The sequence below is a fragment of the Paenibacillus sp. FSL P2-0121 genome (genome assembly GCF_037975345.1).
GTDB lineage: Bacteria > Bacillota > Bacilli > Paenibacillales > Paenibacillaceae > Paenibacillus_AQ > Paenibacillus_AQ odorifer.
Window position 1 is genome coordinate 6,073,895 of sequence record NZ_CP150245.1, and the last position, 24,195, is coordinate 6,098,089.

16 protein-coding genes, 16 tRNA genes and 2 rRNA genes are annotated in these 24,195 nt (G+C 46.2%); 2 read left to right on the top strand and 32 right to left on the bottom strand.

Going from position 1 to position 24,195, the window contains the following annotated elements; genetic code table 11:
• Positions 1-2: 2 nt before the first annotated feature.
• From MKY54_RS26680 to MKY54_RS26700, 5 genes are all read right to left on the bottom strand, one after another.
• Positions 3-959, bottom strand: coding sequence for a nucleoside hydrolase (locus MKY54_RS26680; RefSeq protein WP_076184827.1), 957 nt, complete (start codon positions 957-959; stop codon positions 3-5).
• A gap of 40 nt (positions 960-999) precedes the next feature.
• Positions 1,000-1,938 carry an ABC transporter permease gene (locus tag MKY54_RS26685; protein ID WP_036685567.1) on the bottom strand — a complete coding sequence of 313 codons (939 nt, stop codon included), beginning with the start codon at positions 1,936-1,938 and terminating at the stop codon, positions 1,000-1,002.
• Positions 1,935-2,981: an ABC transporter permease gene (locus MKY54_RS26690; protein ID WP_036685569.1), complete on the bottom strand. Its 1,047-nt coding sequence runs from the start codon at positions 2,979-2,981 to the stop codon at positions 1,935-1,937. Before MKY54_RS26690 ends, MKY54_RS26685 begins: the two co-directional genes overlap by 4 nt.
• Positions 2,974-4,536 (bottom strand): ABC transporter ATP-binding protein, encoded by a 1,563-nt coding sequence (locus MKY54_RS26695; RefSeq protein WP_076308849.1) that lies wholly within the window; start codon positions 4,534-4,536, stop codon positions 2,974-2,976. The genes MKY54_RS26690 and MKY54_RS26695 overlap by 8 nt, the downstream gene beginning before the upstream one ends.
• A gap of 117 nt (positions 4,537-4,653) precedes the next feature.
• Positions 4,654-5,793 (bottom strand): BMP family ABC transporter substrate-binding protein, encoded by a 1,140-nt coding sequence (locus tag MKY54_RS26700; RefSeq protein ID WP_076308848.1) that lies wholly within the window; start codon positions 5,791-5,793, stop codon positions 4,654-4,656.
• A gap of 327 nt (positions 5,794-6,120) precedes the next feature.
• Between MKY54_RS26700 and MKY54_RS26705 the strand changes: the two genes are divergently transcribed.
• A complete protein-coding gene (locus MKY54_RS26705; RefSeq protein WP_076130295.1) occupies positions 6,121-6,876 on the top strand; it encodes an AraC family transcriptional regulator in 756 nt (251 codons plus the stop codon).
• Between the two features lie 135 nt (positions 6,877-7,011).
• On the opposite strand, the gene MKY54_RS26710 is transcribed toward MKY54_RS26705, so the two are convergent.
• The 19 genes from MKY54_RS26710 to MKY54_RS26800 all read right to left on the bottom strand — a co-directional run bounded on the left by MKY54_RS26710 (position 7,012) and on the right by MKY54_RS26800 (position 14,645).
• A tRNA-Leu gene (locus MKY54_RS26710) sits at positions 7,012-7,090 on the bottom strand.
• A 14-nt stretch (positions 7,091-7,104) separates the two neighbouring features.
• Positions 7,105-7,178, bottom strand: a tRNA-Cys gene (locus MKY54_RS26715).
• 9 nt (positions 7,179-7,187) lie between these two features.
• Positions 7,188-7,262, bottom strand: a tRNA-Gly gene (locus MKY54_RS26720).
• A gap of 6 nt (positions 7,263-7,268) precedes the next feature.
• Positions 7,269-7,343, bottom strand: a tRNA-Gln gene (locus tag MKY54_RS26725).
• 19 nt (positions 7,344-7,362) lie between these two features.
• Positions 7,363-7,438 (bottom strand) — tRNA-His (locus tag MKY54_RS26730).
• Positions 7,439-7,481: 43 nt separating this feature from the next.
• Positions 7,482-7,557, bottom strand: a tRNA-His gene (locus tag MKY54_RS26735).
• A 23-nt stretch (positions 7,558-7,580) separates the two neighbouring features.
• Positions 7,581-7,654: transfer RNA gene (locus tag MKY54_RS26740), tRNA-Trp, on the bottom strand.
• Positions 7,655-7,660: 6 nt separating this feature from the next.
• Positions 7,661-7,746 (bottom strand) — tRNA-Tyr (locus tag MKY54_RS26745).
• A gap of 5 nt (positions 7,747-7,751) precedes the next feature.
• Positions 7,752-7,827 (bottom strand) — tRNA-Thr (locus MKY54_RS26750).
• Positions 7,828-7,855: 28 nt separating this feature from the next.
• Positions 7,856-7,931: transfer RNA gene (locus MKY54_RS26755), tRNA-Phe, on the bottom strand.
• Positions 7,932-7,941: 10 nt separating this feature from the next.
• Positions 7,942-8,019: transfer RNA gene (locus tag MKY54_RS26760), tRNA-Asp, on the bottom strand.
• 25 nt (positions 8,020-8,044) lie between these two features.
• Positions 8,045-8,121 (bottom strand) — tRNA-Met (locus MKY54_RS26765).
• Positions 8,122-8,138: 17 nt separating this feature from the next.
• Positions 8,139-8,214, bottom strand: a tRNA-Val gene (locus MKY54_RS26770).
• A 55-nt stretch (positions 8,215-8,269) separates the two neighbouring features.
• Positions 8,270-8,344, bottom strand: a tRNA-Glu gene (locus MKY54_RS26775).
• Between the two features lie 18 nt (positions 8,345-8,362).
• Positions 8,363-8,455: transfer RNA gene (locus tag MKY54_RS26780), tRNA-Ser, on the bottom strand.
• Positions 8,456-8,458: 3 nt separating this feature from the next.
• Positions 8,459-8,534 (bottom strand) — tRNA-Asn (locus MKY54_RS26785).
• Between the two features lie 60 nt (positions 8,535-8,594).
• Positions 8,595-11,521: ribosomal RNA gene (locus MKY54_RS26790) — 23S ribosomal RNA — on the bottom strand.
• A 262-nt stretch (positions 11,522-11,783) separates the two neighbouring features.
• Positions 11,784-13,341 (bottom strand): 16S ribosomal RNA (locus MKY54_RS26795).
• Together the 16S and 23S rRNA genes with 16 tRNA genes alongside form the textbook arrangement of a ribosomal RNA operon.
• A gap of 425 nt (positions 13,342-13,766) precedes the next feature.
• Positions 13,767-14,645 (bottom strand): nucleotidyltransferase-like protein, encoded by an 879-nt coding sequence (locus MKY54_RS26800; protein WP_280753539.1) that lies wholly within the window; start codon positions 14,643-14,645, stop codon positions 13,767-13,769.
• 127 nt (positions 14,646-14,772) lie between these two features.
• Here MKY54_RS26800 and MKY54_RS26805 point away from each other — a divergent pair, with 127 nt between their 5' ends.
• Positions 14,773-15,138, top strand: a complete 366-nt coding sequence (locus MKY54_RS26805; RefSeq protein ID WP_036680151.1) for a DUF2614 family zinc ribbon-containing protein — start codon at positions 14,773-14,775, stop codon at positions 15,136-15,138.
• Between the two features lie 117 nt (positions 15,139-15,255).
• Here MKY54_RS26805 and MKY54_RS26810 read toward each other — a convergent pair whose 3' ends face one another.
• From MKY54_RS26810 to MKY54_RS26845, 8 genes are all read right to left on the bottom strand, one after another.
• Positions 15,256-16,977, bottom strand: coding sequence for a glycosyl hydrolase family 18 protein (locus MKY54_RS26810; RefSeq protein ID WP_339188514.1), 1,722 nt, complete (start codon positions 16,975-16,977; stop codon positions 15,256-15,258).
• 210 nt (positions 16,978-17,187) lie between these two features.
• Positions 17,188-17,619: a peroxide-responsive transcriptional repressor PerR gene (gene perR, locus MKY54_RS26815; protein ID WP_036680160.1), complete on the bottom strand. Its 432-nt coding sequence runs from the start codon at positions 17,617-17,619 to the stop codon at positions 17,188-17,190.
• Positions 17,620-17,745: 126 nt separating this feature from the next.
• The gene (locus MKY54_RS26820; protein WP_254849011.1) at positions 17,746-19,647 is read right to left on the bottom strand and encodes a DUF4097 family beta strand repeat-containing protein; all 1,902 of its coding nucleotides are present in this window, start codon (positions 19,645-19,647) and stop codon (positions 17,746-17,748) included.
• A gap of 45 nt (positions 19,648-19,692) precedes the next feature.
• Positions 19,693-20,163 (bottom strand): GNAT family N-acetyltransferase, encoded by a 471-nt coding sequence (locus MKY54_RS26825; protein WP_076280551.1) that lies wholly within the window; start codon positions 20,161-20,163, stop codon positions 19,693-19,695.
• Between the two features lie 122 nt (positions 20,164-20,285).
• Positions 20,286-21,719, bottom strand: a complete 1,434-nt coding sequence (gene gatB / locus MKY54_RS26830; protein WP_172628862.1) for an Asp-tRNA(Asn)/Glu-tRNA(Gln) amidotransferase subunit GatB — start codon at positions 21,717-21,719, stop codon at positions 20,286-20,288.
• 23 nt (positions 21,720-21,742) lie between these two features.
• Complete coding sequence (gene gatA / locus MKY54_RS26835; protein ID WP_076193675.1) at positions 21,743-23,200, bottom strand: Asp-tRNA(Asn)/Glu-tRNA(Gln) amidotransferase subunit GatA; 1,458 nt, start codon at positions 23,198-23,200, stop codon at positions 21,743-21,745.
• Positions 23,201-23,227: 27 nt separating this feature from the next.
• Positions 23,228-23,515 carry an Asp-tRNA(Asn)/Glu-tRNA(Gln) amidotransferase subunit GatC gene (gene gatC / locus MKY54_RS26840; protein ID WP_036680166.1) on the bottom strand — a complete coding sequence of 96 codons (288 nt, stop codon included), beginning with the start codon at positions 23,513-23,515 and terminating at the stop codon, positions 23,228-23,230.
• A gap of 250 nt (positions 23,516-23,765) precedes the next feature.
• The gene (locus MKY54_RS26845; protein WP_036680170.1) at positions 23,766-24,149 is read right to left on the bottom strand and encodes a hypothetical protein; all 384 of its coding nucleotides are present in this window, start codon (positions 24,147-24,149) and stop codon (positions 23,766-23,768) included.
• Positions 24,150-24,195: the final 46 nt, after the last annotated feature.

The following is a 24,195-nucleotide window of genomic DNA, read 5'->3' on the forward strand; positions in this document are numbered from 1 at the left end:
GGCTACTTCCCTTCAGCCGCTAGCAGCAGCTCTTGATCAAGCTTTTCCAGTGAATCAAAGATCAGCTTCATAAATGCTTCCCGGTCAACGCCCACCAATACTTGTACATTCGCTGGACGATCCGTCTTTTTCCGTCTGTCTGCAACTGTCATTCCCCGCGTCAGCTTGCCTTCGGTCTCCACCGTTACATATAGATGCTCAGATTCAAATAGTTCCGGATGCAGCAGCCAGGCAACAGCACATGGATCATGCAGCGCACTGCCGACATAGCCCATTTTTTTACCGTAAATCGAATAGAAATCCAGCAATTCTCCGACCATTGTAGACACTGGTCCCCGCTCTTTCAATGCTAGGATCTCATCTTCAAAAATAGCAGCCTTATCGGTCACATCCAGACCACTCATTGTGATCGGAATCCCCGACTCAAACACAATACGGGCTGCTTCAGGATCTACATAGATATTAAACTCCGCAGTAGAGGTGACATTCCCATAAGAGATACCTCCCCCCATCAGTGAGATTTTTTCAATTCTGTCTTTAATCTCTGGATAAGCCGTGATTAGCAGTGCGATATTTGTTAAAGGAGCCATCGGCACGAGCGTAATCTTCTCCTCTGAAGAACGGATGATATTCAGCATAAACTCCACAGCACCCTGCTCTACAGGGCGGAATTTACTTGGAGGCAAAAGCGGCCCATCCATGCCCGATTCACCATGCGCTTCCTCACCTGTAACAAGCTTGCCGAACAGTGGGCCAGCAGCCCCTTTAGCTACAGGAATGTCAGCATTCACGAAGCTGATCACCTTCAGGGCGTTTTCCGTGATTTTATCTAAAATTTGGTTTCCACCAACCGTTGTAATCCCGCGCAGATCTAACTTCTCCGAATTTGCTATGGCAAGCAGTATCGCTATTGCGTCATCATGCCCTGGATCGCAGTCAATAATAATAGGTGTTGGCATAGTTACTCACTCCTTGTCTGTGTATCAATCATTTCAATCGCTATTTAACTAGCGGACTTTTAAGTTTTTTATTCTTTTTTCGTGTCTCAGATACTGCGTAGATCACAAGTCCAATTACTGTGGCTACATAAGGAAGAGTGGCGATTAGCTCCGCAGGAATCTTTAACACCTGTAGCGCATTCGACAATGCATCTGCAGTACCAAATAATAAAGAGGTCAGCGCCGTGCCTACGGTCGTACTTCTTCCCATCGACTCAGCGGCAATGGCAATCCAGCCCCGGCCAGCGATCATATCGCGGGTAAACAGTGACAAATACCCCATCGACATATAAGCACCGCCTAAACCGGCAAAAAATCCGCTAAGCAGCAAAGCCATATACTGTATTTTTACAACACTTACACCCACGGATTGAGCCGCATGTGGATTTTCACCCACTGAACGAATGCGCAGTCCAAGCGGTGTACGGTTTAATAGATAGTAGACAACAAACACAGCCAATATAGAAACATACGTCAGTATGTGATGCCCCGATAAAATAGGTCCAAGCACCGGGATATCCTTCAACAAAGGAATCTGGACACTAGGCAGAACTTTACTCGCCAGAGAAGTGGAAGAACCCTTGTCGCCACTAAGCAGATAGAGGATAAACACAGTGCCTCCCGAAGCGAACATATTAATGGCCACACCCCCGAGAATGATATGTGTTTTGAATTTCAGGGTGAAAAAAGCTAATATTCCAGCGATCAATGTTCCAGACAGCACCGCCCCAAGCAGACCTACCCACGCGCTATGCGTATAGCTGCTTATGATGACACCCGCTAAAGCGGCAACAAGCATAATGCCCTCCATCCCAATGTTAATGATCCCTGCACGATTGGAGATAAGTGCGCCGAGCGCAGCGAACAGAATCGGAGTCGTCACGCGAAGGACAGAGAACGCAAAGTCAGTTGTAAAAATCACATCAAACAAACTGTTCACGCTTCCTTCGCCTCCTTCAAGAGCATCCGATTTTTCCAGAACTTCAGAAATTGCTCAGCCGAAATCAGAAGAATGATAATTGCCTGTATAATTGAGATCATCTCTGAAGGTACATCAGACAGACGAGCCATCATGTCAGCCCCAATTCGAATGTACGCTAGGAATAATGCAGAGCCGATTACGGACAGCGGATTATTTTTGGCTAACATCGCTACAAGGGCACCATCCAAACCATAACCAGGCAGTGACGTCCATTGGAAACGGTTATACATCCCCAGCACTTCTACGGAGCCCCCCATACCTGCGATAAAACCTGCAATCAAGTGGACGAGAATAATAACCTTGGCTGTCTTCATACCGGAATAACGGGCAAAGTCCCGGTTGATGCCTGTCATGCGCAGCTCATATCCCCATTTCGTTTTGTATAGGAATAGATGAGCTGCAATAATAAGCACGATAACGATAATAAGACCGGTATGAATACGGGTGCCCGAGACCATTTTACTCAGCAGTGCCGTTTTCTCGAATTTGTAGGATACATTGGCAAAAGCTTTAGCATCACGCAGATGATAGTTCAGTAGGTATAGCCCTACTCCGAACAAAATATTATTGAACATTAAGGATGTAACCAACTCATTAGCATTCCATTTTGCCTTCAGAATACCAGGTATTGCCGAGAGCAACGCTCCTACAATTGAACCTGCAGCAATAGCTACCATCGGATGCAGCCAGCCGTCCAGCGTTAAATGAATAGCCAATACGGAAGTTACAACACCGGAGAAATAGAAAATCCCTTCAGCTCCCAGGTTGAACATATTGGCTCGAAACAACAAGGATACTGCCAACCCAGTGAACATGAGCGGAATCGCCATCTCAATCACATTACCAATATGACCTTTACTGGATAACGGCTCTAATAGGAATATACCAATCGTCTTCACAGGCTGATTACTGACCAAAGAGATGATCAGAAAGGCAATAGCGAGTGCAATAACGATTACCGCCGATGTCCGAATGTACTCAAAATATTTAACTTTAAACATGATTTACGGCCCTCCCGATGTGCTCCTCGTCCTGTCGATGAATCCCCAGCATATAAAGACCTAATTCTTCCTCACTAACCTTAGAGGGCTCCTCGAAAAAGGCAACAATCTTACCCTCGTACATTACTAACAGACTATCGCTGATCTCCAAGATCTCATTCAAATCTGCCGACACTAGCAAAATCGCGCAATCGTCTGAACGTAATTCCAACAACTTTTGATGTATGAACTGGGCTGCGCCTATATCCACACCCCGTGTCGGCTGTTCTGCAATAAGCAGCTGCGGTTCAGTCGAACACTCTCTAGCTACGACTACCTTCTGCATGTTACCACCTGACAACATTCCTATGGGCTGAGAAGGTCCTGAACAGCGGACTTTAAATTCCTCTACAAGGGATACTGCTAGCTTGGCAATTCGTGAGCCATTCAAAAAAAGACCTTTATTCATTGCTTTTGTACGATACTGAGTAGATAGCAGATTATCAGCTATGCTTGCTTCACTAGCGATCCCTTGCCGCATCCGATCCTCCGGTATATAGGAAACGCCTAGCTTACGAATATCCAAAATATCCGATTCACGGATATCCTTTCCCTTCACTAGTACAGAGCCCTGACTTGAGACACCTCTCAAGCTACCTGTAAGAGCTTCAATGAGCTGTGTCTGCCCGTTGCCTTCTACACCAGCAATCCCAACGATCTGCCCACCACGTACCGCAAAATTGATATCCGACAATAATGCTTTGCCATCTGCATCATTCACACTGAGTCCCTGCACCGTTAGTATTGGCTCACTAACAGCCAGAATCTCTTTGTCATATTTCAGCACGACGTCTCTGCCGACCATTAGTCGCGAGATTTCCTGTTCTGTCACATCCTGTGTTTGAAAAACACCTTCACTACGGCCGCTGCGCATAATCGTAATTCTGTCGCAAATCGCTTTGACTTCCTTTAATTTGTGCGAAATAAAAACTATCGTATGGCCCTGTTCCCTTAATTGCTTAAGCTCGCGGAACAATTCCTCTGTTTCCTGTGGAGTCAACACCGCAGTTGGCTCATCAAGCACCAGAATTTTAGCACCACGCAGCAGCGCCTTAAGAATCTCAACCTTTTGTTTCATCCCAACTGTAAGATCCTCTACTTTTGCCTTTGGATCCACTGCCAGATTGTATTTCCTTGCGGTCTCTTCCGTCATGCGCACAGCCTCGGCATAATTAATGCCAACTCCTCTGCGCGGCTCCATACCCAGCACCATATTCTCTGCCACCGTAAAAGAAGGTACCAACATGAAATGCTGGTGGACCATGCCGATGCCTCTATCAATGGCGTCCTGAGCGGATTGCAGCTTTACTTTTTCACCCTTGATATAGATCTCGCCTTCACTTGGCTCTTCCATGCCGAACATAATCTTCATTAAAGTCGATTTACCTGCACCGTTCTCACCTGCAATCGCATGTATTTCTCCCTCACGTAAAGAAAAATGCACGTCTTTATTTGCAACGACGCCATTGGGATATACCTTGGTAATTCCCCGCATTTCCAGCAGAGCTGTGTACATAGGTCTCAACGCCTTTCAACTTGGAGGTCTGCAAAAATATACAGCTGGAATTCCCCTGACTAGAAGAATCTCCAACTGTAGGTTTAACTCTATAGAACTGATCTTAAGATTTAAAGCTTAAGGCTTAACTGCGTTACGAATAGCTTCTACCTCTGCGGTTTCCATCCCCATCGCATTATCCACTTTAACTTCTTTATTGATCAGCTTTTGCTTCACTTCTTCAACCTTGGCCTGAAGATCAGCCGGGAATACATTTTTATAAATATCATTCTCAGCAATACCTACACCATCATCTACAAAGCTCAATACATCACGTTTGCCCATTTCTAGCGTACCCTCTTGCAATCTCTTCACTGCACCTAGAATAGCCGTATCAATCTTTTTAATAGATGAAGTAACGATTAGATTTGCTTTTTCACTATCCGTATCGTTAATCAACATTGCCTGATCGGAGTCTACACCAATTGCATATTTTTTCTTCTCTTTAGCTGCGTCAAAGATCCCAAGACCTGTACCCCCAGCCACGTTAAAAATAACATCCACACCGGAGTTATATTGAATTAGAGACAGCTCCTTACCTTTTGCAGGGTTAACAAAATCACCAGCGTACGACACAGCCACTTTTACATCAGGATCAACGTACTGAGCACCTTGAATGTAACCGACCAAGAAAGCATTAATCCCCGGAATATCCATACCGCCGACAAACCCAATCACATTCTCAGGGGTAGCATTCGGCATATCCGATTGTGTAGCTAATGCTGCTACGGCACCTGCCAAGAAAGATACTTCATTTGTCGCATAAGACATGTTGTACATGTTATCTGGTGCTTCATCGATGTCGGTATCATAATTAATGAATTTTTTGTCTGGATACAATTCTGCCGTTGCATTAAACATCTCTGTAATTTCAGAACCGCCAGAAATAATTACATCCCAATCCTCGGAAGCGATATCGTTAAATGTAGGCTCCCATTTCGTTTTATCAACGCCCATTTCAACAACCTTTGTTACTGCACCAAGTTCATCCTTAACCTTTTGCAAGCCGTTATTAGCGGAATCAAAAAATGATTTATCCCCAAGTGTCCCCGGAATCAGCAATACAACCTTGAGTTTATCCCCTGCACCTGTTTCTCCGCCTTCGTCCGCTTTGGATCCAGTATTCGTTGAAGAACCATTATTGGACGTGTTATTCCCACATGCTGTGACCAGAACCATCACCATTAATAACAACAAAGAAAGAACTTTTTTATTCATTACTCTATTCCACCCCTAATTTTAGTTGGTTAGTAATCCGCAGAATCCCATCTTCACCCATTGTATAATTCACGGTTCAAATGGAAATTCTCTTTTTTCCAAATAAAGTATCATTAAAAGTAATAAACTTAACGTTTAGGCTCAAAAATAGCAATAAAAATACCATTATTATTAATAATCCGCTTTATTTCCGAACGAGATGGCCAGTCAGGTTGCGAACTTTCGGATTTATTGATACGATCATAACAAATATTATTAAAAATAATTATATGATTTCGGTCATTGTTTTGTACGATTCGGCTAAAACATAAGTATTGGAGGATCATCATGGATCGTGTTCTATATATTGTAAGTGCCACACATGAGCTAAATACTTATATCCCTCCACACCAGCATGAATGCTACGAACTAGTCTATTATTTACAGGGGGTAGGGACAACCAATGTTGGCCCACGAAGTTACCATTTTCGCTCCTCTTCTTTCGCGCTTGTGCCACCCAATCATAAACATGACGAGCACCACCGTGAGGATGCAAATGTATTATTTGTAGGCTTCCACTCAGAACACCCCAATATGAGTAATCTGCTCGGCGTATATGAAGATGATAAAGATCAGACCGTTCTTCAAATCCTGCTGCGAATGAAAGCAGAGTTTACACGCAAGCAAGACGGATTCTCTGAGCTTCTAAACCTACAAATGAGCGAGATTACCGTCCATCTTATGAGGCTTCTTAGTGCCTCTGGATATCAATCCCCAACAGAAGATCGAGTACAATATGTCCTTAATTATATGAATGAGCATTATCGCCATAAATTGTCCGTCGAAACACTATCAGAAATGTCCGGATATAGTTACGATCGTTTTCGCCATCTATTTAAAGAACGTTTCGGGTCTTCACCCCTGCGGTATTTGCTGTTAAAACGCCTGGATTATGCAAAATCTCTATTACGTCATACTCAGATGCAAATCTCTGAAGTATCTGCTGCTGCAGGTTTTGTGAACGATGCCCAATTCTGCAATATGTTCAAACGAGAAATAGGTCTTACCCCGCGAGCATTCCGCATTAATAATCAATCAGGTTAATCACTAATCAGATTAAAAAAAGCCGTTGAAATAGAGAAACTCTCTATTCAACGGCTTACTGCTGTAAACCCAAGGACATAAAGAAAAAGGTTTGTAAGATTGCTTATAAAAGCATTCTTACAAACCTTTTTAAGATACCGGCGAGAGGACTCGAACCTCCACGGTTTCCCACTCGATTTTGAGTCGAGCGCGTCTGCCATTCCGCCACGCCGGCACATATGAACTAAATGGAGGCGCCACCCAGATTTGAACTGGGGATAAAGCTTTTGCAGAGCTTTGCCTTACCACTTGGCTATGGCGCCATGAAAACTTGGAGCGGACGACGGGAATCGAACCCGCGACCCTCGCCTTGGCAAGGCGATGCTCTACCGCTGAGCCACGTCCGCATAAAATGGCTGGGGATATAGGATTCGAACCTATGAGTGACGGAGTCAAAGTCCGTTGCCTTACCGCTTGGCTAATCCCCAATAACATTTTAAAGTAAAATGGGGCGACTGATGGGTCTCGAACCCACGAATGCCGGAACCACAATCCGGTGCGTTAACCCCTTCGCCACAGTCGCCATATTAAGTTGATATTGTTGCCATTATTCATTTTAAAGTAAATGGGGCGGCCGATGGGTCTCGAACCCACGAATGCCGGAACCACAATCCGGTGCGTTAACCCCTTCGCCACGGCCGCCATATTAAACTTTAGAAAGAACTTGGCAGGGGCAGCAGGAATTGAACCCACACCAACGGTTTTGGAGACCGTTGTTCTACCTTTAAACTATGCCCCTAAAAACTGGTGGAGGATGATGGATTCGAACCACCGAACACTCACGTGAGCAGATTTACAGTCTGATGCGTTTGGCCACTTCGCTAATCCTCCAAGGATGGTGCCGGCGAGAGGACTTGAACCCCCAACCTACTGATTACAAGTCAGTTGCTCTACCAATTGAGCTACACCGGCATGGCACTCATTCTTTTGTGATGATAAATGGTGGCTCGGGACGGAATCGAACCGCCGACACGAGGATTTTCAGTCCTCTGCTCTACCGACTGAGCTACCGAGCCATGATGAAAATGGCGGAACCGACGGGATTCGAACCCGCGATCTCCTGCGTGACAGGCAGGCATGTTAGGCCAACTACACCACGGTTCCAAAAGATATAATTGCTTAAGTTAATTGGTTGCGGGGGCAGGATTTGAACCTGCGGCCTTCGGGTTATGAGCCCGACGAGCTACCGGGCTGCTCCACCCCGCGTCAGTAAGAAAGTGTTATGGTGGAGGCTGAGGGGATCGAACCCCCGACCCTCTGCTTGTAAGGCAGATGCTCTCCCAGCTGAGCTAAGCCTCCATAAACAACAATTGTTATTGTACCAAAGTCCACTAGGATAAATCAAGTGAAAATTTGGTGACCCGTATGGGATTCGAACCCATGTTACCTCCGTGAAAGGGAGGTGTCTTAACCCCTTGACCAACGGGCCATACTAATTAAAAATTTGTGGCGGAGAGAGAGGGATTCGAACCCTCGAGACGCTTGTGGCGCCTACACGATTTCCAATCGTGCTCCTTCGGCCAAACTCGGACACCTCTCCATATGGCTCCCCGAACAGGACTCGAACCTGTGACAACTCGATTAACAGTCGAGTGCTCTACCAACTGAGCTATCAGGGAATATTCATACCAGGCTTGATGCCTGAAAACTGAATCCGAAACGAATCTGCATTCTACGTATAGGATAAGCCCTCGACCGATTAGTATTGGTCAGCTCCATGCATTACTGCACTTCCACCTCCAACCTATCTACCTCGTCGTCTTCAAGGGGTCTTACTAATTGGGAAATCTCATCTTGAGGGGGGCTTCACGCTTAGATGCTTTCAGCGCTTATCCCGTCCGTACGTAGCTACCCAGCCATGCTCCTGGCGGAACAACTGGTGCACCAGCGGTACGTCCATCCCGGTCCTCTCGTACTAAGGACAGCTCCTCTCAAATTTCCTGCGCCCACGACAGATAGGGACCGAACTGTCTCACGACGTTCTGAACCCAGCTCGCGTACCGCTTTAATGGGCGAACAGCCCAACCCTTGGGACCTACTTCAGCCCCAGGATGCGATGAGCCGACATCGAGGTGCCAAACCTCCCCGTCGATGTGGACTCTTGGGGGAGATAAGCCTGTTATCCCCAGGGTAGCTTTTATCCGTTGAGCGATGGCCCTTCCATGCGGTACCACCGGATCACTAAGTCCGACTTTCGTCCCTGCTCGACTTGTAGGTCTCGCAGTCAAGCTCCCTTATGCCTTTGCACTCTGCGAATGATTTCCAACCATTCTGAGGGAACCTTGGAACGCCTCCGTTACTCTTTAGGAGGCGACCGCCCCAGTCAAACTGCCCGCCTGACACGGTCCCCGTACCCGATAAGGGTACTAGGTTAGAACCTAGATACGATCAGGGTGGTATCCCAACGGCGCCTCCACCGAAGCTTGCGCTCCGATTTCTACGGCTCCCACCTATCCTGTACAGATCGTACCCAAATTCAATATCAAGCTGCAGTAAAGCTCCATGGGGTCTTTCCGTCTTGTCGCGGGTAACCTGCATCTTCACAGGTATTAAAATTTCACCGGATCTCTCGTTGAGACAGCGCCCAAGTCGTTACGCCATTCGTGCGGGTCAGAATTTACCTGACAAGGAATTTCGCTACCTTAGGACCGTTATAGTTACGGCCGCCGTTTACTGGGGCTTCGGTTCATAGCTTCGGGTTACCCCTAACCACTCCCCTTAACCTTCCAGCACCGGGCAGGCGTCAGCCCGTATACTTCGCCTTGCGGCTTCGCACAGACCTGTGTTTTTGCTAAACAGTCGCTTGGGCCTTTTCACTGCGGCCCCCTCGTGCTATTCACACTACCGGGGCACCCCTTCTCCCGAAGTTACGGGGTCATTTTGCCGAGTTCCTTAACGAGAGTTCTTCCGCGCGCCTTAGAATTCTCTTCTCGCCTACCTGTGTCGGTTTGCGGTACGGGCACCTTCTCCTGGCTAGAGGCTTTTCTTGGCAGTGTGAGATCATGACCTTCGCTACTATAATTTTCGCTCCCCATCACAGCCCAGCCTTAATGATGTGCGGATTTGCCTACACATCAGCCTCACTGCTTAGACGGACATCCATCAGTCCGCGTCACTACCCTCCTGCGTCACCCCATCGCTCATAGCGGATTACGGTGGTACAGTAATTTCAAACTGTTGTCCTTCGACTACGCCTTTCGGCCTCGCCTTAGGTCCCGACTTACCCTGAGCGGACGAGCCTTCCTCAGGAAACCTTGGGCTTTCGGCGGATCAGATTCTCACTGATCTTTTCGTTACTCATACCGGCATTCTCACTTGTGTAGTGTCCAGCGCTCTTTTCAGTACACCTTCAACCCCTACACAACGCTCCCCTACCCCAGATACATACGTATCTAGCCATAGCTTCGGTGGTGTGTTTAGCCCCGTTACATTTTCGGCGCAGAGTCACTCGACCAGTGAGCTATTACGCACTCTTTCAATGGTGGCTGCTTCTAAGCCAACATCCTGGTTGTCTGTGCAACTCCACATCCTTTCCCACTTAACACACACTTGGGGACCTTAGCTGATGGTCTGGGCTGTTTCCCTTTTGACAATGGATCTTAGCACTCACTGTCTGACTCCCGGCAATAAGTATATGGCATTCGGAGTTTGACTGAGCTTGGTAATCCTTGCGGACCCCGCACCCAATCAGTGCTCTACCTCCACTACTCTTATACCGAGGCTAGCCCTAAAGCTATTTCGGGGAGAACCAGCTATCTCCGAGTTCGATTGGAATTTCTCCGCTACCCCCACCTCATCCCCGCACTTTTCAACGTACGTGGGTTCGGGCCTCCAGTGCGTGTTACCGCACCTTCACCCTGGACAGGGGTAGATCACACGGTTTCGGGTCTACGTCCACATACTAAGTCGCCCTATTCAGACTCGCTTTCGCTGCGGCTCCACCTTCTCGGCTTAACCTTGCATGTTAAACGTAACTCGCCGGTTCATTCTACAAAAGGCACGCCATCACCCATAGATCGGGCTCTGACTTTTTGTAAGCACACGGTTTCAGGTTCTATTTCACTCCCCTTCCGGGGTGCTTTTCACCTTTCCCTCACGGTACTGTTTCACTATCGGTCGCCAGGTAGTATTTAGCCTTAGCAGATGGTCCTGCTGGATTCATACGGGGTTTCACGTGCCCCGCACTACTCGGGATCCGTCTCGGAGAGAACACAGTTTAGGTTACAGGGCTTTTACCTCTATCGCGGGCCTTTCCAGACCTCTTCACCTACCATATTCCTTTGTAACTCCATGTGAGACGTCCCACAACCCCTAAGAGCAAGCTCTTAGGTTTAGGCTGTTCCGCGTTCGCTCGCCGCTACTGACGGAATCACTATTGTTTTCTCTTCCTCAGGGTACTTAGATGTTTCAGTTCCCCTGGTCTGCCTCTACACACCCTATGTATTCAGGTATGAGTAACTGCGAATTACCACAGCTGGGTTTCCCCATTCGGACACCCCCGGATCAAAGCTTGCTTACAGCTCCCCGAGGCAGTTTCGTTGTTCGCCACGTCCTTCGTCGGCTCCTGGCGCCTAGGCATCCTCCGTGTGCTCTTATTAGCTTAACCTTGATTTTTCCGCAGGAAAATATCATACGATGACATTCTCTTTGGAATCATCTCACTAATAACATTCACTTGTTTACACAAGTTGCTAAAAGATGTTCTAAAACGCAAATTCGTTTCGGTATCCAGTTTTCAAGGATCAAGTCTTACTTGAGAGCTTAAACTCTCAAAACTGAGCAACGAGTGAGTAACAGGCCTAAACCTGAGTTTTGGAAGTTAAACTTCCGATTTGAATGTCCTCATTGCAGAGAACGATTCTCCATAGAAAGGAGGTGATCCAGCCGCACCTTCCGATACGGCTACCTTGTTACGACTTCACCCCAATCATCTACCCCACCTTCGGCGGCTGGCTCCCTTGCGGGTTACCCCACCGACTTCGGGTGTTGTAAACTCTCGTGGTGTGACGGGCGGTGTGTACAAGACCCGGGAACGTATTCACCGCGGCATGCTGATCCGCGATTACTAGCAATTCCGACTTCATGCAGGCGAGTTGCAGCCTGCAATCCGAACTGAGACCGGCTTTGATGGGATTGGCTCCACCTCGCGGCTTCGCTTCCCGTTGTACCGGCCATTGTAGTACGTGTGTAGCCCAGGTCATAAGGGGCATGATGATTTGACGTCATCCCCACCTTCCTCCGGTTTGTCACCGGCAGTCACTCTAGAGTGCCCAGCATTACCTGCTGGCAACTAAAGTTAAGGGTTGCGCTCGTTGCGGGACTTAACCCAACATCTCACGACACGAGCTGACGACAACCATGCACCACCTGTCTCCTCTGTCCCGAAGGCCGCTGCTATCTCTAGCAGATTCAGAGGGATGTCAAGACCTGGTAAGGTTCTTCGCGTTGCTTCGAATTAAACCACATACTCCACTGCTTGTGCGGGTCCCCGTCAATTCCTTTGAGTTTCAGTCTTGCGACCGTACTCCCCAGGCGGAGTGCTTACTGTGTTAACTTCGGCACCAAGGGTATCGAAACCCCTAACACCTAGCACTCATCGTTTACGGCGTGGACTACCAGGGTATCTAATCCTGTTTGCTCCCCACGCTTTCGCGCCTCAGCGTCAGTTACAGCCCAGAAAGTCGCCTTCGCCACTGGTGTTCCTCCACATATCTACGCATTTCACCGCTACACGTGGAATTCCACTTTCCTCTTCTGTACTCAAGCCACCCAGTTTCCAGTGCGACCTCAGGTTGAGCCCAAGGTTTAAACACCAGACTTAAATAGCCGCCTGCGCGCGCTTTACGCCCAATAATTCCGGACAACGCTTGCCCCCTACGTATTACCGCGGCTGCTGGCACGTAGTTAGCCGGGGCTTTCTTCTCAGGTACCGTCACTCCGGTAGCAGTTACTCTACCGGACGTTCTTCCCTGGCAACAGAGCTTTACGATCCGAAAACCTTCATCACTCACGCGGCGTTGCTCCGTCAGGCTTTCGCCCATTGCGGAAGATTCCCTACTGCTGCCTCCCGTAGGAGTCTGGGCCGTGTCTCAGTCCCAGTGTGGCCGTTCACCCTCTCAGGTCGGCTACGCATCGTCGCCTTGGTGGGCCGTTACCCCACCAACTAGCTAATGCGCCGCAGGCCCATCCCTCAGTGACAGATTGCTCCGTCTTTCATTCTTCTCTCAGGAGAAAAAAGAAATTATCCGGTATTAGCTACCGTTTCCGGTAGTTATCCCAGTCTGAAGGGCAGGTTGCCTACGTGTTACTCACCCGTCCGCCGCTAAGTTGTTTTGAAAGCAAGCTTTCAAAACAACTCCGCTCGACTTGCATGTATTAGGCACGCCGCCAGCGTTCGTCCTGAGCCAGGATCAAACTCTCCAATTAGTATTGAAAAGAGCGATATGCTCATTTTGAAACATCTGACGAGAAAATTAATTCTCTAATTTTGGATTTCACTTACGTGATTTCCTACTCACTCGTTGTTCAGTTTTCAAAGATCAAGCTGTTTATTTCGTCGATGTGTTGTTCAGCAGCGACCTTTATAATATATCACAGCGTCCTCGTTTTAGTCAACCTTTTTTTTAATTTCTTTTTTTGGTTGTCTTTCGAAAGTTTTCGAAAGCACATCTCTGTGTCAGAGGGACGAGTTATAATTTAACACATGAACAAGGAAAGAGTCAACCATTAATTTTTCTGGATAAATATGAGCGTTTCATATTAGTAAACAAACAAAAAGAGAGTGCTCAGCCTCTCCCTATCCTTGCTCATCTCTCTATAATTAAACATCTTCTGCTGTATCTAATTCATCTCTATAATGTATAGCGGATCGCATGCCCTTCTCCCTCGTGAACATCAGCCCAAGATGTAATCTCTCGGATTAGCGAACGAGAAACCAGCTTTCGTAAAACAAGGGGTAGTTCAGACTCTAATTGACTCAGACCTGAATGCTGCAGTAATTCTTTAATGCTCCATGCTTCCTTACGGCTATTCAAAATATTAAAGAGCAATAGACAACAGTCCGTCATTTTGGACATAATCCCAAATTCACATGCAAGAAGCACAAGCTCCACACGTTGCTCTAAGGTCTCAGTACTGATCGTTAACTCCTCATAAAGTTTATGAACAGAGGTATTCATGCTTTTAACCTGCTCCCAAATAGCTGGCTCGGGGAAAGCACCCACTTCACTCACTTCTATTCTTGCCCAATGGTATAAGGCTATCAATACACAGTTGTAAGCATCCATAATAAAGCCAGCCTCTATATAGCGCTTGGATTTCACATACATATGCAAAAAGCGAGCAAACTCCATAAATGCGACCCGTTCCTTGATCGGTCCTTCAAATTGCAGTATCTCACGTCGCATTTCCTCTAGTATTCCCTTGGGGTCCCAGATCACTTCCCCCCTCATCAAACTGATAAGAAGTTCGTTATTATCCCCTGCCATAACAGCCTGCTCCAAAGCAAAAAGGCCAATATGGACTGACTGGGTCCGTTGGTCACCGGCAATGGTATGGCGAACAATATGCTCTCTATCCTGTTCTTCATGCAAAACTAACACTACCATATCAAAATCTTGAAGAAGTGCGCTTTGAAACGGAATATCCCCATTCTGCCGCAAAACGACCGCTCCTAAAACATTCTCATCAAACGTTTCTCCACTCAACAAAGTTACATTGGACAGTTCCATGCTTCCCTCCATTAAATTTGGCGATTTTGCGTCCAGTCAGTTATAATTCAGTTATAATTATTATTCTACATATGAAAGACAGTTCCTTCTGGACAACCCAACTATATTTAGTTAGGAGCAAACACTCATGAAGTTTAAAACGGCTAAGATCAACGCTTTTCGCACATGGGGATTACTGCTCACAATGCTCGGAATGGGACTTATGGTTTTGGGTACAGCGGGCATCGTGTTTTGGGGCTCAACTGGAAAAGTATTCGCTGGAATCGGTCTTGTAATCGGTTTAATCTCAATGATGGCAAGTCTTGCAATCTATTTCTGGGCTGGGATGCTGTCAACTAGCGCAGTCCAACTGGAATGCCCTGAATGTCACAAACTGACCAAAATGCTGGGCAAAACAGACCGCTGTATGTTCTGCCATACCATCCTTACTATGGATCCAGCTGAGGCCAATATTACTGCGGAACAACTTAAGAGTCAGCAGCTTAATCAATAAAACACATCTTACAGAAGCTTATTACTAGCGATTTATAATGCGATCAAACATTTGCTTAATACAACAAAGGGGCCCCCGTATTGGGAGCCCCTTTGTTCATTATAAATGAAATAATAATTACTTATGAATCCCTTGTAATGCCTCCCACGCAGACGGATTACTAAAGCTGCGATTCCATGAACCAATGCCACCAAGCCCTAAAGACTTAGCAAGCTCAACTCTAGCTTCTAAAGAAACTTTGTCTTCGATCCATATTTTTTTAAGAGCGCCATCCTCCTTATACTCAACGTAATTCTGCCCTGCTGCCTTATCAAAGGTTGGGGTCAGCTTCTTCTCTTTAATAATTTTTTCAACGGCATTCATACTAACCGATTTAGAGCTTACTTTGGTCTTGCCATCCACCTGGGCCTCAGTCCAGATTCTAGTGTACAGTGGAATCCCTAGAATCAGCTTCTCAGGCGGCACATCGTCTTCCTCTATGATCCGGCTTAACGAGCTTTCTACCCACGGCAGAGACGCAACAGAGCCTGCTACAGGACTAGCAGCCCAATGCTCGTCATAAGCCATAACAATAAGATAATCAACTACTGAATTAAGAGCTCTACGATCAAGGAATGCTGACCACATCTCACTGTTAGATTTAGGGGTTACGTCTATGGAGACGATTAAGTTTTTGGCTTGAGCCATAGGTTTTAGCTCTCGCATAAATTGTGTAACATTCTCCCCGTCTTTCGTATATACATTCTCAAAGTCAATATTAATTCCATCCAGCTTGTATAAATCTGAATACTCGAGGATCTGTACGATCGCGTTCATCCGCTTCTCATAGCTCGACAATGCCTCAGTGGTTATGTCTGGTTCAAAGCTATTGCTGAGCAGCCCCCATACTTCCAAACCGCGCTCATGGGCCCACTGCACATACGCACTATCAGCCTGACTGCGCACATTCCCATCACCATCTATGATACTGAACCAAGTCGGGCTAGCCACGTTAACGCCCGGAAGCTCACCGAATGTACTTGGGTCAGGTTTGCGTTGATAAACAGCTTCCCAATATAAATTCACTGACTTCCCTTTCCAGCTTCGTTCTGCCCGTGAGGGAGTGGTGCTTTTGGGTTCCACTGTCTTTTGACCGTCTGAGATAATATCACTGACCTTGGCATAACCCGCATAACCGCTGCTTAACTGCACATACAGCCAGTCCTCATTTTCCTTATTCCAAATACTCACGATGGCACCTGGGGACATATCGGCCACGATGGGTGCGTGAATCGACGCTTCGCTGCGAAGAGCGACTGTCTTATCACCTGCTTCACCTTTCACTTTCCCCAGCGGTACACTCTCCCCTGCTGTCATTAACAGCACAGCCCCGGTAGTCGTATCCTCTTGAATCTCAAACCCATACAGGTCTTCTAAAACATCCGCAGGAAGATAAGTTATCTTTTCCTTAACTTCAGGTGCCAGCCGTAGCTGCAGCGGACGATTGTTCAGACTAGCATTGGTTTTATCCTCTTGCATATATAGAAGTTCACTTTCCGTTGATAAGATGACCGATTTAGTCTTTTCTTCATAACGAATAGATGAGTCCACATGTTCCTGCAGTAATGGTAGAGGTAAAAGCATGCTATCACCGGTCCCTGAGGCGAAATATCCTGTTAGCTCTCCTTTTACGAAGATAGGATGTTCTAGGCCTTTCCAGTCTGGATCGATGTGCTGGCGATTTGGCAATACAAAAAACACAACCCAATAAGCTGCTGCCGCAATGAGCAAAAGTCCAAAAAAGCGTCGGAAAAGACCTCCGCGCTTTTTGACGCGTTTCTGTCTATATCTTCTGTCCAAAATATATCCTCCAAATATTAGATGATTTTAAGTTAAGTCTAACAATACGATTATAACATCCACTTGGTTCCGGATAACCAGTATAAGTTAGTCATTTTCACTATATTTTGTTATTTTGAAAAAAATAAAAACGTGAGTCCTCCGCTTTCGGATTTCACACGTTTATTGTGTAGCTTGGCTATACGCCCTTAAGTACAGTAGTATTCTGTCTTATTGTTGCTTCTCTCTGCAACATTTGCAAACTCCATGCAATTCCATACGCAAACCCGTAATTTTGAAGCCCGTTTCCTGCTCTGCATGTATCTCTACATCATGAAGCGAAGGATAACTAAAATCTTCAATCTTACCGCATAGCTGACAGATGACATGATAATGATCAGATACATTGGCATCAAAACGACTGGAACTATCCCCGTAGGTCAACTCGCGAACCATGCCGGCTTCCATAAACATCTTGAGATTATTATATACAGTTGCTACGCTCATGCTCGGAAATTTCGGCTCTAGCGCCCGGTATATATCGTCAGCTGTAGGATGATTCATTGCTTCCATCAAATACGTAAGAATCGCATGACGCTGGGGCGTTATACGGACACCTGTTGTCTTTAATTGTTCCAGTGCATGTTGTACTCCACTCCCCATTACTGTCACCGCCTTTTGAATTTAAAAATAAAAGAAATACTTCTTAAGATTGTAAGACCGATTTTTCAATATTGTCAACGAAGTCTATACATTATATTTATTATTATATAAGAAAAATTACTTTTTTCAATATTTCCTAACATTTAGATTGCTATTTCCTTCAACATGAAGCTTGAACTCGCCGGTTCCCACTTCACCTGATACTTTTTTCTTATCAATTGTAAGTTCAGGCAAATCTGAAGTAATATCACCATATCCACTGGAACCATTCACTGTATAGTTGCTTAACATCGGTAAATACAATTGAATGTCACCAACTGCGCTATAAATGTCCCAATCTCCAGCGACATCAGAAGAGCGAACATCAATGGTACCATTTAGAGATTCGGCATGTAGCTTGGATCTGGCTCCATCCACCTCTAAATTACCGTTTTTGGTAGTAATATCGATATCATTGCTATTTCCGATCGCGCTAATATTGCCGACAGCCGTCGATAATTTCAAAGCACCGGTAACATCCCAAGCATTCATATTGCCTCCGCTCGTTGTTAAATCAACGCTGCCTTGAACAGATCTGGCACGGACAGCTCCATTCAGTGTTTTTCCCTTAACATTACCAAAGATACGATGAAGGATCAGCTCTCCATTCCCCGTTTCCAGAGAAATGTCTTCAATGGCTTCTACATTCTGCAACGTGATCCCGCCATTCATAGTGCGAACATCGAGGTTAAAGCGGCGATCCTCCGGCAAGTAAATGTCTAGATCCATGCGTGGCTGGCGTTTACCAGATTCTCCATAGGCCTTGCTATTCGAGGTGATTTTTATGTTGGGCCCTTCAACAACGTCCACAAAGGACTGTTCTGATATAGCTTCAGCCATCGGCCCATCTAACTGATCTACCCAAACTGTCGTCGTAATTTGAATATCATCCACCGGAGCACGGTGTAATAAAATATCACCATTAATACTATCAATAGATATTTTGGCTGTATTTAATTCCACCGGAACAATTAGCGGGGCTTTCTGATATTTGCTGCCTTTAGCCTCACCATAGTCCACTGCTGCTGCCGTCAGGTTTAGACTGACATTTTTCCATAGATATAAATAATGTTCTTGCTCTGCAACAATAAATACACTCGCAGCTAGTAATATAGCAGATAAAAGCCCACGTAAATCCAATCTGATTCTGGTTCCCTTGGCTGAACGGTTAGAGAAGATAAACATCAGTAGGAACTCAATCCCCCATAACACCGGGATGACTGGCCACCACTTCAAGAGCAGGAGCATATAGTCAGTTCCCTCTCTCCAATCCAAAAACAAAGGAACAGAAATAGCTATCAGTAATACAGAAGCTGTATATCTTCCCACGCGCCGCTTGCGAGGTTCATTGTCTTTACGCTGCACAACTGCTCTGGCAATTTCTCTAGCTCCTATAAATAAGCCACCGCATACTAAAATGACAGACACGGCCATTTCGGCATAATGTTCAATAAAGAACTGGAGCCATGTTGGTTTCTGCCGGAACAGAATAAGCAGGGCGCCCCCTAAGAGCAATAAGAGTCCAAAGGATATCCCAGGCTCGCTAACGATACTACGACGTTTAGGAGCCTCGTTTGCTTTGGTCACAGAAATAGCAAGATCATGATCCTCTGGGAAGCGAAGAAGCCTGTCCGCTGATTGCAATACGTCATACACGTTATAAAAATAGATCACTGGAATAATGAGCGCAAGTAAAATAAGCAGTGGAACATTGATCTGCATCCCGATGGATGAGAAATACAATAAAGCTGAGATATCCAAAAGAATTAGAAAGATGAAGGTGATCCCTTTTCGGAGAAGTCCAAAATACAAATGCCCCGTCCCAGGGATGAGTGCTGCCAGCAGTCCAGCAATAAATTTACGTTTGCGGTGGCGCCGCTTCGGACGCGGAGGAATAATCCTCTTCTGTATCTCATTTTCCTTAGTCTCTATATCAACAGAACCTTGCAGTTCTTCCTGCTCTGGGAGCATTGCAGAGTCATGTTTCATTTTGGACTCCTCCTTTCGTAAATAGTTGTCTATGAATATCTTTTTTCAAAGCGAACCACTCCGATGAAATTCAATCAATTCAACTCCTGGAGCGACTTCCTCCACACCGGTAGGCAGAAAACCATGTTTACTGTACAACGAAACGGCAGGTGTATTCTTTTTGCCTGTCGACACAATGAATTGCTCCATCCCTGCAAAATGCTCAAATACATATTCCAAAAGATGGCTAGCGATACCTCTACGAAAAAAGTCCGGCCCCACCATCATTCGTGTAATCGTCAATTTGCCAGGAGATTCTTCCTCTACAGCAACAGCACCCATTAGTTCCTCATCTTTATCGAAGCAGCCATAAAAATCCTCTTTAGAGCTGCTGAGCATTTCTCTCGTCTCCATCAGAGGTGGAATTTCACGAAAGCCTATTAGTTCAGCTTCCAGTCTATAGGCCTTATGCTGAAGACTCCATAATTCATTAACGGTGCTTTCATCCTGCAGATTTAGCTTGTTAATTGTATTCATCCTAACCAGTCCCCTTATATGCCGCTAAGGGCCTGCCGTTGCCGACAAGCCCTTAGCTTATTACATAAGTATATTACCCCAATTATAAACGCCTCTGGCGTCCTTTTACAGACGACAAGCGTTTAGCTGCTCAATACCTCGATGAGAAGTTTATTAGCAAGACCCGGATTCGCCTTACCTTTACTTTCTTTCATGACTTGTCCGACCAGGAAGCCGATTGCTTTCTGTTTACCCGCTTTATAATCTTCCACTGATTGCGGATTGGCGGCTACGACTGCTTCCACTATCCCTTTAATGGCACCTTCATCGCTGATCTGCACTAGACCTTTTTCCTCAACGATAACAGCTGGCAGTTTACCGCTCTCTAGCATTTCTTTAAATACTGTTTTAGCGATTTTGCTGCTGATGGTTCCGGCTGCAATCAGCCCGATCATCTCGCCTAGCCCTTGTGGTGTAATTTGTACCTGCGACAACTCCAGATTATTACCATTCAAATAGGCAAGCAAGTCACCCATAATCCAGTTAGCTACAGCCTTGGCATCCTGCGTATAGGCAAGACATCCTTCGAAAAAGTCCGCTAACAATTTAGAGGATGTAATGACGCCTGCATCATAAGCTGTCAGGCCCAGTTCCTCGCTATAACGTGCTTTCCGAGCATCCGGAAGTTCTGGAATCGTTGAACGAATGGATTCTTTCCAAGCATCATCAATATGCAGAACGATCAAGTCCGGGTCCGGGAAGTAACGATAATCATGCGCTTCTTCTTTCCCGCGCATCGATAATGTTTTCCCTTGTGCTTCATCCCAGCGGCGAGTCTCCTGCACAACAACTCCACCATCATCCAGGATCTCAGCCTGACGATATTGTTCATACTCCAGTCCACGCAATACACCGCGGAAGGAGTTCATGTTCTTAAGCTCTGCTCTAATGCCGAATTCCTCTTGTCCTTCTGGGCGTAGACTGATGTTCGCGTCACAGCGCATCGATCCTTCTTCCATCTTGACATCGGATACGTCACAATACTGCATAATCGCACGGATTTTCTCCAGATAAGCACGAGCTTCCTCAGGGGAGCGCAGATCAGGTTCGGATACGATTTCGATAAGCGGTGTTCCCACCCGGTTAAAATCGACAAGCGAGGCAAAACCGCCATCTACGTGCGTAAGCTTACCTGCATCCTCTTCCAAATGAAGACGAGTAATGCCGATCCGTTTGGTCTCTCCGTTAACTTCAATGTCGATCCAACCGTTCAGGCCGATAGGCTGATCAAATTGTGAAATCTGATAAGCTTTTGGTGAATCCGGGTAAAAATAGTTCTTGCGGTCGAATTTGCTAACATCACCAATGGTGCAATTCAGCGCCATCGCTGCTTTCATAGCGTATTCTACCGCTTGTTTGTTGAGCACTGGCAATACGCCGGGGTGACCCAAGCAGACAGGACAGGTATGAGTGTTAGGTGGGGCTCCAAATTCAGTGGAGCATCCGCAAAAGATTTTGGAGTTGGTATGAAGCTCTACGTGAACTTCCAAGCCGATGACCGTTTCGTATTTAGACATAAGTAATCCCATTCCCTCCTTTACTACAGCTGTGGACGCTGCTTGTGATGATCTGTATTTTGTTCAAAAGCATGAGCGACACGCAAAATCGTGCTCTCGTCAAATTCCTTACCGATAATTTGCAGACCTACAGGCATGCCTTCCGCAAAACCACAAGGAACACTCACGGCCGGAATACCCGCCAAGCTTACAGGAATCGTGAGAATATCGTTCAGATACATGGTCAGCGGATCTTCAGTCTGTGAACCCAATTTGAATGCTGTCGTTGGTGCTGTTGGGCCGATGACCACATCATATTTTTTAAAGATGTCATCAAAGTCCTGTTTAATCAAAGTACGCACCTTTTGTGCTTTTAAATAGTAAGCATCGTAATACCCGGAGCTGAGTGCATAAGTACCCAACATAATACGACGTTTAACCTCAGGGCCAAAGCCGCGGCTGCGGGAATTAAGATATAGATCAAGCAATCCTCCGCCTTCATCTACACGTGCGCCATAACGCACACCGTCAAAACGCGCGAGGTTAGATGAAGCTTCCGAAGAGGACAGCAAATAATAAGCTGCTACTGCGTATTCCGTATGTGGTAATGAAACTTCCTCCCAGACAGCACCCATTCCTTCCAGCACTTTAAGTGCAGACAAAACTGTCTCACGCACAGAAGCATCGACACCTGCTCCCAGGTATTCCTTAGGAACAGCAATGCGAAGTCCGGAAACATCACCAGTAAGTGAACTCAAATAATCAGGAATTTCTACTTTAGCCGAAGTAGAGTCTTGGGCATCATAACCAGCAATTGCTTGAAGCACATAGGCAGAATCCTCTACATTACGTGTTAATGGTCCAATCTGATCTAGTGAGGAGGCAAAGGCTACCAGCCCGTAACGTGATACAAGACCATAAGTAGGTTTGAGACCTACAACACCACAATAGGAAGCTGGCTGGCGGATGGAACCCCCAGTATCCGAACCTAGTGAGAAGAACACTTCGCCCGCAGCTACTGCTGCTGCAGATCCGCCACTGGAACCGCCGGGCACACGCTCTAAATCCCAAGGATTGCGTACAGGACCAAAGCTTGAGTTCTCATTAGATCCGCCCATTGCGAATTCATCCATATTTAATTTACCGATCGTTACGGCATCTGCTTGCTTCAGTTTAGAAGCTACAGTAGCGTTATAAATCGGCTGGAAGTCGCTCAAAAATTGGCTGGCACAAGTTGTGCGCAGGCCTTTAGTTACAATATTATCCTTGATTCCAGCAGGAAGACCAAACAGCAACCCACGTGCTGCTCCGGATGCCAGTTTGTCGTCCAAAGCGCGTGCAGTGCTACGAGCGCCCTCCTCATTCAAGGTCAAAAATGCATTTACGTTCTTATCCCGCTCAGCGATAATCGCCAGCGATTCTTCAGTCAGTTCACTGACCGATACCTCTTTAGCAGTTAACATGCGGTGTACTTCAGGCAATCGATTTTGAAACAGGCTCAAGATTCTTCCCCCTTTCTAATTATGTAGTTATTCCAAAACAGCTGGAACCTTGAAATGTCCGTCTTCATCATCTGGAGCGTTAAGAAGTGCTTCCTCTTGCGTAAGGCTATCCTTCACAACATCCTCCCGCATTACATTGCTGACTTGCAGCACATGCGTGGTCGGCTTTACATTCTCCGTATCTAGCTCATTTAATTTCTCGGCATATTGTAAAATAGCATTCATTTGTTCTGTAAAGGTTGCCTCTTCTTCCGGGCTCAGCTGCAGACGAGCCAGCTTGGCCACATGCTGCACATCTTTAACGGTAATGCTCATAAGAAAAATCCCTCCTGTTTAAAGGGCTAAAGCGCCCGGATAACGTTTTTAATTATATTGTAGAAGCTTGGACAATTCAATGATGGGCTGTAAAACAAACGCTCCTTTATCAAAGTGAAGGGGATTCCTACACATTTTAAAGGAGCGTATCGTTAGTATATTCATAGAGAAGGGTTTTGACAGTCAGTGATTTCACAGCATTTAGCAGCGGTATGACAAAACAAAAAAAGCCGGCTTGCGCCGGCCTTCCTTAAATCCAAGCTCGAAGATTCACTTGTTTGATGAAATCCGCTTGGGACATGCTTTCGCTTGACGTTGATTCCGTCTCTTCTATATCCATATCTTCACCGTTCATCAAATGATGGAACAGCTTCTCATTGTACGTGGACAAAGCATAATCAATCAACGCTTCATGCGTTGCTCTCTCAGCCTCAGCTACTAATAAATGTTCTTCCGCCTCAATGTCCTCAGCCGGAACATAAAAGTTCCTATTAGCCTCTGGTACACGAATAACATAGTCAAACGCATTATCGGGATTGCGGTCGTAAGCAATTAGGTAGCCGTATTCCCCGATAGGAAGACTCTGCTCGAAAGCGTCCGCAACAATGACAATCTTCTCTCCTAAACGCAGCATCGCCCTACCTCCTAACCCCAAAATCTTTCAAGATTTTGCTTGTTTC